At 72.7% G+C, this 13,456-nt stretch carries 12 protein-coding genes; 5 read left to right on the top strand and 7 right to left on the bottom strand.

The annotated features are described in order from the left end of the window. Nucleotides 1-6: 6 nt before the first annotated feature. The 4 genes from LQK93_RS14010 (at nucleotide 7) to LQK93_RS13995 (ending at nucleotide 4,953) form a co-directional block, all read left to right on the top strand. Nucleotides 7-495: a GNAT family N-acetyltransferase gene (locus LQK93_RS14010; RefSeq protein WP_374968392.1), complete on the top strand. Its 489-nt coding sequence runs from the start codon at nucleotides 7-9 to the stop codon at nucleotides 493-495. Between the two features lie 79 nt (nucleotides 496-574). Next, the gene (locus LQK93_RS14005; protein WP_374968391.1) at nucleotides 575-1,558 is read left to right on the top strand and encodes a quinone oxidoreductase; all 984 of its coding nucleotides are present in this window, start codon (nucleotides 575-577) and stop codon (nucleotides 1,556-1,558) included. After that, complete coding sequence (locus tag LQK93_RS14000; protein ID WP_374968390.1) at nucleotides 1,555-3,123, top strand: amidohydrolase; 1,569 nt, start codon at nucleotides 1,555-1,557, stop codon at nucleotides 3,121-3,123. The genes LQK93_RS14005 and LQK93_RS14000 overlap by 4 nt, the downstream gene beginning before the upstream one ends. An 84-nt stretch (nucleotides 3,124-3,207) precedes the next feature. Then, nucleotides 3,208-4,953 (top strand): sigma factor-like helix-turn-helix DNA-binding protein, encoded by a 1,746-nt coding sequence (locus LQK93_RS13995; RefSeq protein WP_374968389.1) that lies wholly within the window; start codon nucleotides 3,208-3,210, stop codon nucleotides 4,951-4,953. A gap of 8 nt (nucleotides 4,954-4,961) precedes the next feature. Here the strand turns inward: LQK93_RS13995 and LQK93_RS13990 are convergent, their stop codons facing one another. From LQK93_RS13990 to LQK93_RS13975, 4 genes are read right to left on the bottom strand one after another with little or no spacing between them, the layout of a single operon-like run. Continuing rightward, complete coding sequence (locus tag LQK93_RS13990; RefSeq protein ID WP_374968388.1) at nucleotides 4,962-5,177, bottom strand: hypothetical protein; 216 nt, start codon at nucleotides 5,175-5,177, stop codon at nucleotides 4,962-4,964. 29 nt (nucleotides 5,178-5,206) lie between these two features. Beyond that, nucleotides 5,207-5,569, bottom strand: a complete 363-nt coding sequence (locus tag LQK93_RS13985; protein ID WP_374968387.1) for a hypothetical protein — start codon at nucleotides 5,567-5,569, stop codon at nucleotides 5,207-5,209. Nucleotides 5,570-5,616: 47 nt separating this feature from the next. After that, nucleotides 5,617-6,333, bottom strand: coding sequence for an NUDIX hydrolase (locus LQK93_RS13980; RefSeq protein ID WP_374968386.1), 717 nt, complete (start codon nucleotides 6,331-6,333; stop codon nucleotides 5,617-5,619). Continuing rightward, nucleotides 6,330-7,454: a glycosyltransferase gene (locus LQK93_RS13975; protein WP_374968385.1), complete on the bottom strand. Its 1,125-nt coding sequence runs from the start codon at nucleotides 7,452-7,454 to the stop codon at nucleotides 6,330-6,332. Before LQK93_RS13975 ends, LQK93_RS13980 begins: the two co-directional genes overlap by 4 nt. A 35-nt stretch (nucleotides 7,455-7,489) precedes the next feature. On the opposite strand from LQK93_RS13975, the gene LQK93_RS13970 reads away from it, so the two are divergent. After that, nucleotides 7,490-8,323 carry a PIG-L deacetylase family protein gene (locus LQK93_RS13970; RefSeq protein WP_374968384.1) on the top strand — a complete coding sequence of 278 codons (834 nt, stop codon included), beginning with the start codon at nucleotides 7,490-7,492 and terminating at the stop codon, nucleotides 8,321-8,323. Between the two features lie 64 nt (nucleotides 8,324-8,387). Here the strand turns inward: LQK93_RS13970 and asnB are convergent, their stop codons facing one another. Genes asnB through guaA form a run of 3 tightly spaced genes read right to left on the bottom strand, consistent with a single transcriptional unit; the run spans nucleotide 8,388 to nucleotide 13,442 of the window. Beyond that, nucleotides 8,388-11,060 carry an asparagine synthase (glutamine-hydrolyzing) gene (gene asnB, locus LQK93_RS13965; RefSeq protein ID WP_374968383.1) on the bottom strand — a complete coding sequence of 891 codons (2,673 nt, stop codon included), beginning with the start codon at nucleotides 11,058-11,060 and terminating at the stop codon, nucleotides 8,388-8,390. A gap of 10 nt (nucleotides 11,061-11,070) precedes the next feature. Continuing rightward, nucleotides 11,071-11,856, bottom strand: a complete 786-nt coding sequence (locus tag LQK93_RS13960; protein ID WP_374968382.1) for a phosphatase PAP2 family protein — start codon at nucleotides 11,854-11,856, stop codon at nucleotides 11,071-11,073. After that, nucleotides 11,853-13,442, bottom strand: coding sequence for a glutamine-hydrolyzing GMP synthase (guaA, locus tag LQK93_RS13955; RefSeq protein WP_374968381.1), 1,590 nt, complete (start codon nucleotides 13,440-13,442; stop codon nucleotides 11,853-11,855). Before guaA ends, LQK93_RS13960 begins: the two co-directional genes overlap by 4 nt. Nucleotides 13,443-13,456: the final 14 nt, after the last annotated feature.

Below are 13,456 nucleotides of genomic sequence, written 5' to 3'. Positions count from 1 at the left end.
GGCGCCGTGAGCGACTTCCACATCCGTGAGGCGTCGGCCTCCGACGTCCCCGACCTCATCCGGCTCGTGCAGGGCCTCGCCGCCTACGAGAAGGAGCCGGACTCCGCCACCGCGACGCCTGAGCAGTTCCGCGAGGCGCTCTTCCCCGCACACGGCGACCCCACGGCATACGCCCTCGTGGGCGAGCGGGAGGGAGGGGTCGTGGCGATGGCGATCTGGTTCCGCAGCTTCTCGACGTGGACCGGGCAGGCCGGGATCTGGCTCGAGGACCTCTTCGTCGAGCCCGAGCAGCGGGGGCACGGCATCGGCAAGGCGCTGCTGACCCGTCTCGCCGCCATCTGCGTCGAGCGTGGCTGGACCCGCCTCGAGTGGACGGTGCTGGACTGGAACACCCCGTCCATCGAGTTCTACCGCGCCCACGGGGCCGAGCCGCTCGACGAGTGGACGACCTTCCGGGTCGAAGGCGCCGCCCTGTCGTTGCTGGCGACGACGTAGCGTGGGCCGCCGGACGCGCGGGAACGCGCAGCCCCCGGCCCCCGCTGTCGCAGGAGCCTGCGGTCGTAAGGTGGCGGGCATGAACCGAGCGACCAGCGTCTTCGTCTCCGAGCCCGGCGACCGCAGCGTCCTGCAGGTGCGCGAGCACGACCTGCCCGACCCCGCCGAGGGCGAGGTCCAGATCCGGGTCGCCGCTGCCGGCGTCAACTTCATCGACGTCTACAAGCGCCAGGGCGTCTACCCGGTGCAGACGCCGTTCGTCCTCGGCGAGGAGGGCGCCGGCACGGTGACCGCCGTCGGTCCGGGCGTCTCCGACTTCGCCGTCGGCGACCGCGTCGCCTGGTGCCAGTCGAGCGGGAGCGCGTCGACGCTCGTCAACAAGCCGACGCGCGTGCTGGTCCACGTGCCCGACGGCGTCGACCTCGAGGTCGCCGCGGCCGCCATGCTGCAGGGGCTCACCGCGCACTACCTCGTCAAGAGCACGTATGCCGTCAAGGAGGGTGACGTCGCCCTCGTGCACGCCGCGGCCGGCGGGGTGGGGCAGCTGCTCGTCCAGATGATCACGGACCGGGGGGCGACCGTCGTCGCGACGGCCGGCTCGGACGAGAAGCTCGAGATCGCAAGGAAGCTCGGCGCCCAGCACCTCATCAACTACGAGACCGTCGATGACCTCGCCGGCGCCGTCCGGGAGGCTGCCGGGCGTGGCGTCGACGTCGCGTACGACGGGGTCGGCAAGGCGACCTTCGACGCCTCGCTCGCGTCGCTGCGGCCGCGCGGCATGATGGTTCTCTTCGGCGGGGCGAGCGGCCAGGTGCCGCCCTTCGACATCCAGCGCCTCAACAGCGGCGGGTCGCTCTTCCTCACCCGCCCGACGCTCGCGCACTACGTCGCCGAGCGCGAGGAGTACGAGTGGCGGGCCCGCGAGGTGCTGGGCGCGATCGCCGACGGCTCGCTCAAGATCGCCATCGGCGGGCGCTACCCGCTCACCGAGGCGGCTGCGGCATACGAGGCCCTCGAGGGCCGGAAGACCACGGGCAAGCTCATCCTGGTGCCCGGGGAATGAGCCGCACGCTCTTCCGGCACGACCGCATCTGGACCGGCGACGCCACGAGTCCGTGGACGCACGCCCTCCTCGTCGAGGACGGCGTCGTGGTCGCCGTCGGGGAGCAGGCCCTGGAGTCGGGCGCGGGCGCCACCGTGGTGGAGCTGCCGGGCGCGCTCGTGATGCCGGGCCTGCACGACGCCCACATCCACACCGAGTGGCTCTCGCGCGACCTCTCGTCGGTCGACCTGCGCGAGGCCCGGTCCCTCGAGGAGACGCTCGAGCTGGTCCGGGTCCACGCCGAGACGCTGCCCGAGGGTGAGTGGCTGCACAGCGGTCGGTGGAACCACAACCGGTGGCGGGTGCCCCAGCAGCCCGACCGGCACGCCCTCGACCTCGTGTCGGGCGACCGGGTGGCCGCGCTCTCGAGCGTCGACGGCCACACCATCTGGGCCAACTCCCGCGCACTGCGGCTGGCCGGCATCACCCGTGATACCCCCGACCCCGTCGGCGGCGAGATCGAGCGCGACGCCTCGGGCGAACCCACCGGCATCCTGCGCGAGTCGGCCCAGGAGCTGCTCGAGGCCATCCCGCACGACGAGTCGCCGCTGCGCCCGTGGCTCGAGCGGTGCCAGGAGTGGCTGCTGTCGGTGGGCCTGACCAGCATCACCGACATCGACGGCGAGGACGCACGCGCGGCCTACGCCGAGATGCACGCCGACGGCGCCCTGCGGCTGCGCGTCACCAAGTGCACCCGTGACGGCGACCTCGAGCTCGCCCTCGCCGAGGGCCGGCGCTCCGGTCAGGGCGACGCCCGCTTCCGCGTCGGCCCGGTCAAGTTCTTCAGCGACGGGGCCCTCGGCTCGCACACCGCGCACATGAGCGAGCCGTTCCTCGGGCACGAGGGGTGCGGCATCGCCGCCATGCCCTACGAGGTCCTCCTCGACCGCACCCTGCTGGCCGCACGGTCCGGGCTCGACGTCATCACCCACGCCATCGGCGACGAGGCCAACCGCCTCGTCCTCGACAGCTTCGAGGCCGTTCGCGCGGAGGGGCTCGACACGCTCCTGCGTATCGAGCACGCCCAGCACGTGCGCCCGGTCGACGTCCCGCGCTTCCGGGCGCTCGACGTCGTGGCCTCGATGCAGCCGAGCCACTGCACCGCCGACCTCGAGCTGGCCGACGAGATCATCGGCCAGCGGCGACTCGCGTCGTATGCGTGGCGCACCTTCCTCGACGCCCACGTGCGGGTGGCGTTCGGCTCGGATGCTCCCGTCGAGGACCCGAACCCCTTCTACGGGCTGCACGCAGCGGTGACGCGCCAGCGGCCCGACGGCCAGCCCCTCGGCGGGTGGCGCCCGGAGGAGCGGATCACGCTGACCGAGGCCGTCCACGCCTTCACCGTGGTCGCCCACGAGTCGGTCGGGCGCACCGACGTCGGCCGCCTCGTGCCGGGCCAGCTCGCCGACCTCGTGGCCGTCGACCGCGACCTGTGGGCGCTCGAGCAGTCCTCCCCGGCGGACATCCGTGACACGGCGGTGCTCCAGACCTGGGTGGGCGGGGACCTGGCGTTCGAGCGGTCGTAGCACCCGGCATACGGCAGCGCGACCCGGCCCTCTGGGGGGTGGGATCGGCCGGCGATTGCGTCCATCCTTGGAAGAGGAGGGCGTATGCGCGGGATCGACGCGGACTTCGCCGGCTACGTGCGAGCACGGCAGCTGCAGCTGCTCCGCGGCGCCTGGCTCGTGACCGGCGACCACGCCCGCGCCGAGGAGGTCGTCCTACGGGTCCTCACCGGGCTGGCGCGCCGCTGGCGCCACCTTCCCGAGAGGTCGCCGGACGCCTTCGTCCGGGCGCGCGTCCACCGGGACTCGATGCTCGTCGCGGAGGACGTCGCCCGCACCGGTACGCGGCCCTCTCCCGACGTCCCGATCCTCGTCGGGCTCACGGCACGGGAAAGCGCGGTGCTGGTGCTGCGCTGCCTCGAGGGCCGGTCCGTCGACGAGACGGCCGAGGCCCTCGGGCTCACCGGCCACCGGGTCAGCGAGGCTGAGCGAGCCGGGCGCGACCGACTCACCCGGAGCGCTGTCGTGGCGGCCGGCATGGCGGGCCGTGTGGCGGCGATCGGCCCGGCGCGGAGCGACGGCGAGGTGCGCGCCCTGCTCGAGGAGGCGAGCGCCGGCGTGCGCGAGGCCGAGCTCGCCGAACGCGCCTGGCAGCAGATGCTGCTGGCGCGGTCGACGGTGCGACGCCGCCTCCTCACGGCCGCCGTCGCGGCGACGCTCGGGGGGGCCGGGATCTGGGCCGCGGGCCGTGGGCCGGCCGCCACCGGGGTCTCCGGGTCGGCTGCTTACACCGGGCTCCCCGGGCTGACCGGGATGGGGTCTGCCGCGACGGCCGGCCTGACGCCGGTGCCACAGGCCGCCGAGGCGGTGTGGCACACCACGATCGACGGCCTGAAGTACGCCGTCGCCCCGACGGCAGGCACGGAGGCGAGCCAGCCGTGGCTCGACACGGGCATCGCCCCGCTCATCGACCCGAGCCGGCCCCACCAGCTGGCAAGCAGCCACCAGCCGAGCGGGCTGGACGCCCTCGGCGACGCGGTCTACCTCGAGGAGCGCGGGCCGGGGCGGTGGGTGCCCGTCGTGGTCTGGGGCGACGGCCAGCTCTTCACCCTCGACACCGTCTCGTTGACAAGCCTGCGAACGGGGACGGGCCAGCCGCCGCTCGACGTGTGGGCGTTCTCGGCGGACAAGACCTCCTTGGCCTTCCCGCAGCCCGGGGGCGTGGTGGTCGTCGACGTCGCCACGCGCTCTGCCCACGAGGTCGCGATCCCGTCGCCGGACCTGCAGTGGGCGGGGTGGCTGGGCGGCTACCTCCGCGCCGGCTCCGCCGAGGGCACGTGGTCCCCGGGGCTCTCGCCGCGCTGGCCGGCTCCGGACCCGCCGCGCCGGCCCGGCGCCCGGGAGTTCCGGGTGGAGAAGGGGCAGGCGGTCCTGGACCAGCACTCCCCGGACGCCTCCGCCCGAGCGATCCCCGTCGGCTGGCCCCGCCTGCACCCGGTCGGCGATACGGTGTCGGACGCGACGCAGTACGCGTCCGCCTTCGCCCTCGAGTCCGGTGAGGCCCGTGGGCTGCAGGCCGTCTCGCCGCGCACGGTGATCGTGGCGACCACCCAGGTGGGCTACGAACGCATGCTGGTGTTCGGCGAGGAGCAGCCTCGCGACCGGACCTGCTGCACCGTGCTGGGGTGGACGGTCCGGGGCGAGCTGCTCTACCTCTCCGTCGCTCCGAGCGGCACGTGGATCATGGGCTGGGACGTCGAGACGGGCATCGTGCACCGCGTCACGCACTTCCTGACCTCGCCGTCGGTGCCTGCAGTCATCGCGCTCGGGGCGCGCTTCACCGTGGGCTAGGAGTTGGGCTAGGAGCTGCCGGGGACCAGGGCGAGGAGCAGGGTCGCGATCCAGGTCAGCCCGGCCACCGCGAGCAGGAAGAAGCCGATGACGGCCATGTTGCCGGCCCCGTCGGCCCGCGACACGCGGCGGCGGTGACGGCCCAGCACGACCAGGGTCGTCCCGGCGACCAGCCACACCACGCCGATGAGCAGGCCGGCGAGGACACCTGCGTCCCAGTGCATCCCAGCATCCGTTCCGTCAGGTCGTCACGTCACCAGATCGCGGCGACGAGCACGTTGACGACCGCGGCGCCTCCGGCCACGTCGAGCAGGCTGCCGGTGTCACGGCCCTTGCGCCCTCGGGCGGCACCGATCTCGGCGGCCGCCAGCACGACGAGCGCGATGACCAGCTTGACGGCGATCTTGGCGTTGTTGACGTGGTGCTCCTCGTCGTTGAGCGCCTCGGCGACGCCGACGAGGGCGAGGCCGGTGACCAGCTGCGCCCGCGCGCCCCACAGGATCGGGGCGATGACGGTGCGCCCGGCCCGGACGGCGATCCAGCCGCCCACGACCGCGGCCATGCCGAGCAGGTGGAGGGCGACGAGGATGTTGTAGACGAGGTCCATGGCCGACATCCTACGGAGCGTCGTGTCCCTGACCGGCCGGGCCCCGGCTGGGCCGGTCAGTCGTCGTCGGACCGGAGCCGCCGCAGCCGGGCGAGCGCCTCGAGGCTGCGCCACGACGCCGTCAGCGGGTAGTCACCGAGACGGTCGACGGGCACCCAGCGCGCATCGGAGGTCGTGCCGCCGACGTCGTGGATGACGACGTCGGTCGGCTCGGGGCTCGTTGCCGCATAGACGATCCGGACCGCGTGGAAGTCCTCCAGCGCGCCGGCGGGCGCGCGGCCCACCCAGTGCTGGGACTGCACGGCGAGGAGCTCGCCCAGCTCGATGCGCTGGCCGGTCTCCTCCCACACCTCCCGGTGGACGCCCTCGACCGGGGACTCGCCCTCCTCCAGGCCACCACCCGGAAGGCCCCAGTCCCCCGACACGTGCGTCTGCGAGTTGAACTGCGTCAGCAGCAGCCCCCGCTGGCTGGTCACCACGGCGTAGGCCGCCACGCGCTGGTAGGGCTCCCCCACCTCGTCGTCACCGACACCGGGGTCCCGCCGGACCGCCTGGGCCCGAGGACGTATGCCGTCCAGCTCGCGCACGCGGTAGCCGAGCTCGAGCGCCCCGTCGTCTCGGACGGTCGCGAACACCGGGGTCTCGAGGAGCCAGCCGGCGGCACCCAGCACCACGTCGGGGTGCTGCCCGTGCCCGAGAGGGGTCTCGGCGACGCGGGCACCCTCGGCCGTGAGGCCGACGACGCGCAGGCCGCCGGGCACGTTGGTTCTCATCGGCGCACCGGGTCGGCCGCGCGCTCGTACTCCGCCACTGCGAGCGCCGCCACCTGTGGCCAGTCCTGCGACGGTGGTTGCGCGACGTTCCAGGCGCGCATGCGCGCCACCTCCTCGGGGTTGCTGGCAAGCTTGGCGATCGCGGCCGCCATCTGCGAGTCGCTCGACACCACAAGCCCGTTGACGCCGTCGGTCACGAACTCGCCCATGCCGGAACCGGATCGGCCGATGACCGGCAGACCCACGGTCCGAGCCTCGAGGGCTGCGATCCCGAACGACTCCAGGCGCGCGGGTGACAGGTAGACGTCGGCGGCGGCATACCGCTCGCGCAGCTCGTCGCGCGACACCCGGCCCGGCAGCGACACCCAGTCGAGGCCCCGCCGGCGCACGAGATCCTCCACCTTCCGGCGATCCGGTCCCTCGCCGAGGATCGTCAGGGACACCGAGCCGGCGCCGGCGTCTCGTGCCGCCTCGGCCACGAGCTCCACCAGGGCGGCCGGCCGCTTGCGGGCTGCGAGCCGCATCGCGGTGACCAGGCGCAGCGGCCCCGGCTCGCGGGCGACCGGCCCGACGGTCCACCGCTCGACGTCGATGCCGTTGGGGAGCACCCCGACCGCCATCCTCGGCCCGAGGAGCCGGCGGAGCGGAGCGGCCGCGACGTCCGAGACCGCCGACATCGCGACTCCCCGGGCCGCCCAGCGGCGCACGAAACCCGCGGCGCGGAAGGCCGGTGCGACACCGGCCAGCATGCAGTGCCACGTCATCGCGGTCGGCAGGCCGACGCGGAGCGCGACCCGCGTGGCGTCCCAGGCGAACGGGGACACGACGCCGGTCTGGACGTGGGCCACGTCGAAGGCCCCGTCCACGAGACGCCGGCGCAGCTCGGGCGGGGCGAACGGGTTGACGGGCAGCTCCCACGGCATCCGCGCAGCCATCCGGTGGACCGGCACGCCGTCGACCTCGGTGACGGCGCCGTGCATCTCGCCCCCGGGCCCAGGCGTCGCCGTGAAGACCTCCACCTCGTGGCCGGCACGGCGGAGGTGCTGCGCGAGGTCGTGCGTCTGCACCTCGATGCCGCCCAGCCGGGGCAGGTAACAGTCGGAGAGCAGCGCCACCTTCACGGGAGACACTGTGCCATGGGCCAAGATGGGTGACTGTGCCCCACACGCTCCTCGCCTTCCACGCGCACCCCGACGACGAGGCCCTGCTGACCTCCGGGACGATGGCGCGCGCCGCCGCCGAGGGGCACCGCGTCATCCTCGTGGTCGCGACCGACGGGGAGCTGGGCCTGGCCTCGGCCGAGTTCACCGGTGACGGCACTGCGCCGGGCAGGCTGGCCGCCACCCGGATGGACGAGCTGCGCGCCAGTGCGAGGGCTCTGGGCGTGGCGCGTGTCGAGCACCTCGGCTACGCCGACAGCGGGCTCGGGCCGGAGGTCGCCCCCGACCCGCCGGGCACGACCCGCTTCGTCCGCGCCGACGTCGAGGAGGCCGCCGGCCGGCTGGCCGCGATCCTCCGCGAGGAGCGGGTCGACGTGCTCCTGCACTACGAGCCGAACGGCGGCTACGGCCACCCCGACCACAAGCAGGTCCACCTCGTCGGCCGGCGCGCGGCAGAGCTCGCCGGCACGGCAAGGGTGCTCGAGGCGACGGTGCCACGTGACGCGATCTGCCGCGCGATCGACCTCGTCGCCAAGGTCTACCGCTTCCCTCCTGAGTTCGACCGATCGAGCTTCGATCGGGCCTTCTCGGCGCGCAGCGAGATCACCCACCGGATCAGCGTGCGCCGCCACATCGCCGCCAAGCGCGCCTCGATGCGGGCCCATGCCTCGCAGGCGAGCGCCGACGGCGGCGCCGACCGCACCCTGGCAGCGTTCCTGCGCATCCCGCGGCCGCTCTACGACCTCGTCTTCGGCCGCGAGTGGTTCGTCGACCGGTCACTGCCGCCCGGCTCGACCATCCGCCGGGACGTCTTCGCCGACCTGCCCTGACCGCGACCCGCCAGCTCTGGCCTCTCGACGGGCTGTGACCGGCGAACTTTGGCCTCTCGACGGTTCAGGGGGTGGTGGGCTTCTCGAAGACGACGGCCATGGGGGTCTGCTCGGAGCCCTGGCCCAGCGGGTTGTCGGCGAACATCGCCTCGTAGCGCTCCTTCGGACCCGGTGCGTCCATGCCGAGGACGTTGCGGCCGATGTCGTTGGCGTCCATCACGACCGTGCCGCCGAAGGTGCTGCGGTACGCCTCGGGCACCCGCGCGCGGATCGCCGCCGACAGGCGCGCGGCCACCTCGTCGGGGTCCTTGGGCGCGAGCTTCGCCGACACGTTGGCCGGGTAGACGGAGTACTCGGTGGGCCCGTCGATCGCGCGGATGTCGTTGCCGACGAGCTCGTAGAAGAGGCCCTTGCGGCCGAGCACCTTGCCGACGGCGCCGCCGGCCGAGGCGTACAGCACGCGCGGCAGGCCGACCTCCTCGATCGCCAGCTGCATCGTGAACGGCGACCCGAGGCCGATGCCGGCCGGCGTGCGGGTGACGTAGCGGGACAGCACGCGCGCCGGGCGGGAGACCTTGATGTCCCAGATGAAGTAGGAACGGCCCTGGGTGATGGCGACGATCTTCTCGGAGATGAAGAAGTACCACTTGCCGGTCGTCGCGCCGGCGTGGTCGCCACCGGCGTCGGGCAGGCCGGCGAAGAAGCGGTCGATGTAGGTGAGCGTCTTGGCGTCGAGGTCGTCCTCGCGGGCGTAGAGGTCGGTGCGCAGCGGGTAACGGCGCACGGCCGTGCCGTCACTCGTCACCAGGTCGAGCTGCTTGCGGGCGTTGGGCTCGTAGTCGGTCTTGACGCGAGGGGCCGGAGCCTGCTCCGGCTTGTCGTCGAAGTACTCCTGCAGCCACAGCTCGAGGTTGAGCAGGCGCCAGAACGTCATCGAGTCGACGTCGTTGGTGCCCTTGATCCAGCCCTCGAACGCGTGCAGCACCGCGGTCTGGTCGAAGTAGGGCCGGTTCGCGAACGACTCGGACAGGAAGACGCCGTAGAGGTGGTTCTTCAGGCGCATGAACCACTCGCCCTGCGGCGTGGTGAAACCGATCTTGTTGCGGCGCCGGTTGATCGACTCGGGCAGCAGGTCGCGCGTCGCATCGCGCAGGATGCGCTTGTTCCAGCCGTCCTTGATGATCGCCTCGTCGGAGAGGCTGAAGACGAACTTCACGACCTCCTTGTCGAGGAACGGCACACGGCCCTCGAGCGAGAAGCGCATCGTGTTCTTGTCCTCGTAGCGCAGCAGCGAGGGCAGCGAGCCGACGAAGAGGTCCTCGATGAGGCGCTTCTTGAGGTTGGAGCCCTCGGTCGTGTAGCGCTCGCCCGAGTGCGCGGCGACGAAGTCACGGCCCAGCAGCGAGGTGGTGGGAACGTCCTTGCGACCGCGCAGCTTGGCCTTGAGCTTGAACCGGCCGAGCCGGTAGAGCACGTCGAGCGACTTGCTCAGCTCGGCCGCAGCCTTGAGGGCGCCCTGGGCGCGCAGCTGGCGCAGGTAGACGAAGTAGTACGGGATGTAGCCGGCCATCATCTCGTCGGCGCCCTGGCCGTCGAGCAGGACCGTGACGTGCCTGGTGGCCTCGCGCATGACCTGGTACTGCGCGTACGGGCCGCTGCTGATGAGCGGCTCCTCCTGCGTGCGCACGAAGTCCAGGAGGTCCTCCTTGAACTCGGAGGGCGTCGGCTTGATCTTGTGGGCGGCGACGTGGCCGCGGCAGATGTCGAGGACGTCGTCGACGTAGCGCTCCTCGTCGTTGACGGAGTTGGGGAAGACCGCCGAGAAGGTGTTCTGGCGCGTGCCGACCGACTCGGTGGTCGCGTCACCCTCGTTGATGAGGCGGTTGATGATGACCGCGACGGCCGAGCTGTCGAGGCCACCGGAGAGGGAGGTGCCGACGGGCACCTCCGACTGCAGACGCAGACGCACGGACTCGATGAGGCGCGACTTGTACTCGGCAGCGGCGGCGTCGTCGTAGGGCCGCTGCTCCTTCGCGAGCTCGGCGAGCTCCTCGCGCAGGCGGGTGAAGGGGCGCCGCTCGACCCCCTGGGCGGAGATCGTCATGACCTCGCCGGCCTCGAGGCGCTCGATGCCGTCGAAGAACGTCTCCCGGCCGTCCTCGTGGATGCGGAAGCGCAGGTAGCGGTAGATGGTGCGGTCGTTGGGGCGCTTGTCGTAGTGCCCGCTGGCGAGGATCGGCTTGATCTCGCTCGCGAAGAGCCACGCGTCGGCACCGCCGCGGCCCGCGCCCGGCACGCGACACACGTACACGGGCTTGATGCCGAAGTGGTCGCGGGCCAGCGTCAGCGACTGCTTCTCGGCGTCCCAGATCGCGATGCCGAACATGCCGTTGAACCGGTCGAACGCCTCGTCGCCCCACTCGGCGAAGGCCTCGAGGACGACCTCGGTGTCGCTGTCGGTCTCGAAGGTGCGACCGAGCCCCTCGAGCTCGGTGCGCAGGTCGAGGTAGTTGTAGACCTCGCCGTTGTAGGCGATGGTGAAGCGGCCGTCCCTGGTCTGCATCGGCTGCTGCCCGTGCGCCACGTCGATGATCGACAGGCGCCGGTGCGCCAGGCCCACGGGGCCGTCGACGAAGATCCCTTCGCCGTCCGGGCCCCGGTGCTGCTGGCAGTCGTTCATGCGCCGTAGGAGCGCCTCGTCCGCCTCGAACCCGTGGTAGCCCGCGATTCCACACATGGCCTCAACCCTAACGGCCCGCGGAGGGGTCCCCGTGCCGCGTCTGCGGGCCGACACGCGAGTCGGCCCTCGGGCCGGCATCGGAGGAGGCACCCGGGGCGGCAGGCGGTGCCACCCTCGGGCCCAGCCGCAGCGGCCACCGCAGCAGCAGCCACAGCAGCAGCGAGCCGAGCAACATCGAGCCGACCACGTCGCTGAGCCAGTGGAAGTGCAACCACAGCAGCGACCCGGCGACCAGGAGGGTCCACGCCGCGGCGGCCGCCCAGGCCTGCCTGCGTCGCCCCGGCCACTTCCGGGAGACGATCTCGGCCACGAGCCCCGCACAGACGAGCGCGGTCGCCGTGTGGCCCGAGGGGTAGTAGCCGAGGTCGCTCGGCATCTCCCGCACGACGGGTCCCGCCCGCGGGATGACGGACTTGCCGAGCAGCACCGTGCCGGTGAGCAGGGCGAGCGCCGGTCCGGAGAGAGCAAGGGGAGCCCACCGGCTGCGGTGCAGGCAGAGCGCCGCCGTCACGGCGGCCACGGCAGCCACGCACAGCGCCGGCGTCGCGATGTCGACGACGAGCAGGGTCAGCACGTCGGGCACGACCGGCCCGTTGCCCCTGCCGGGCGTCGCGGACACGACGGCGTCGTCGAGCCCCACGGTCGGGCCGCCCAGCACGACGCTCACCGTGACGACCACCAGGCCCAGGGCCAGCAGCAGCGCCACGCCGGGCCCGGTCCAGCGGTGCGTCCAGCGGGGGCCCCAGCGGTGCTTCCAGCGGTGTGGTGCCCGACCCGGGGGAAGGGGCGTCACTCCCACTCGATGGTGCCCGGCGGCTTGCTCGTCACGTCGAGCACCACCCGGTTGACCTCCTCGACCTCGTTGGTGATGCGCGTCGAGATCGCGGAGAGGACGTCGTAGGGCACGCGGGCCCAGTCGGCGGTCATCGCGTCCTCGGAGGCCACGGGTCGCAGCACGACAGGGTGGCCGTAGGTGCGGCCGTCGCCCTGGACCCCGACGGAGCGGACGTCGGCCAGCAGCACGACGGGGCACTGCCAGATGTCGCGGTCGAGACCGGCGCTGGTCAGCTCCTCACGGGCGATGGCGTCGGCCCGGCGCAGGATGGCGAGGCGCTCCGCGTCGACGGCCCCGATGATGCGGATGCCGAGGCCGGGCCCCGGGAAGGGCTGGCGCCACACGATGGCCTCGGGGACGCCGAGCTCGAGCCCGACCTGGCGCACCTCGTCCTTGAACAGGGTGCGTAGCGGCTCGATGAGGGAGAACTGGAGGTCGTCGGGCAGGCCACCGACGTTGTGGTGGCTCTTGATGTTGGCCGCCCCCTCGCCGCCACCGGACTCGACGACGTCGGGGTAGAGCGTGCCCTGCACGAGCCACTTGACCGGGTGCTCCTCGTCGCCCCGGTCGTGGACGACGTCGCGGGCGGCCTGCTCGAAGACGCGGATGAACTGCTCCCCGATGATCTTGCGCTTGGCCTCGGGGTCGGTCACCCCGGCGAGCGCGTCGAGGAAACGCTCGCGTGCGTCGACGACGACCAGGTCGACGCCGGTGGCCTCGACGAAGTCCTTCTCGACCTGCTCGGCCTCACCCTCGCGCAGCAGGCCGTGGTCGACGAAGACGCAGGTCAGCTGGTCGCCGACCGCCTTCTGCACCAGGGCTGCCGCCACCGACGAGTCGACTCCGCCGGAGAGGGCGCAGAGCACGCGGTCCTCACCGACCTGCTCGCGGATCGTCGTGACCAGCTCGTCGACGACGTGGCCCGGGGTCCAGTCGGGTGAGATGCGCGCACCCTTCCAGAGGAAGTTCTCGAGCACGCGCTGGCCCTGCTCGGAGTGCAGCACCTCAGGGTGCCACTGCACGCCGTAGAGGCGCCGCTGGTCGTCCTCGAAGGCGGCCACCGGCGTACCCCCGGTCGTCGCGGTGACGGTGAAGCCCTCGGGCGCCTCCGTCACCGAGTCGCCGTGCGACATCCAGACGACCTGGCTCGTCGGCTGTCCGGCGAAGAGTGTGGAGTCGGCCTCGCCGATCGAGGCGTCGGTCTTGCCGTACTCACGTGCGCCGGTGCGAGCCACCGTGCCGCCGAGAGCCTGGGCCATCGACTGGAAGCCGTAGCACATGCCGAAGACCGGGACACCGGCCTCGAGCAGTGCCGGGTCGAGGCGCGGTGCGCCGTCCTCGTAGACCGAGCTCGGGCCGCCGGACAGGATGATCGCCGCCGGCTCCTTGGCGAGCAGGTCGGCGACCGGCATCGAGTGCGGCACGACCTCGCTGTAGATCTGGGCCTCGCGCACGCGCCGAGCGATCAGCTGGGCGTACTGGGCGCCGAAGTCGACGACGAGGACGGGGTGGCTCTGCAGGTCGGTCGGATGCGCGTCGCTCACGGGCGCCAGCCTAG

Source organism: Terrabacter sp. BE26, from assembly GCF_041941675.1.
Classification (GTDB): Bacteria; Actinomycetota; Actinomycetes; order Actinomycetales; family Dermatophilaceae; genus Terrabacter.
The sequence above is the reverse complement of the archived record's forward strand: the minus strand, read 5'-3'. Positions and strand labels throughout refer to the sequence as shown.

Excerpts from the sequence above, each read along its gene's own strand:
- LQK93_RS13980 (WP_374968386.1), bottom strand. The coding sequence starts at position 6,333 with ATGAGAACCAACGTGCCCGGCGGCCTGCGCGTCGTCGGCCTCACGGCC.
- LQK93_RS13985 (WP_374968387.1), bottom strand. The coding sequence starts at position 5,569 with ATGTCGGCCATGGACCTCGTCTACAACATCCTCGTCGCCCTCCACCTG.
- LQK93_RS14005 (WP_374968391.1), top strand. The coding sequence starts at position 575 with ATGAACCGAGCGACCAGCGTCTTCGTCTCCGAGCCCGGCGACCGCAGC.
- LQK93_RS13995 (WP_374968389.1), top strand. The coding sequence starts at position 3,208 with ATGCGCGGGATCGACGCGGACTTCGCCGGCTACGTGCGAGCACGGCAG.
- asnB (WP_374968383.1), bottom strand. The coding sequence starts at position 11,060 with ATGTGTGGAATCGCGGGCTACCACGGGTTCGAGGCGGACGAGGCGCTC.
- LQK93_RS14000 (WP_374968390.1), top strand. The coding sequence starts at position 1,555 with ATGAGCCGCACGCTCTTCCGGCACGACCGCATCTGGACCGGCGACGCC.
- LQK93_RS13990 (WP_374968388.1), bottom strand. The coding sequence starts at position 5,177 with ATGCACTGGGACGCAGGTGTCCTCGCCGGCCTGCTCATCGGCGTGGTG.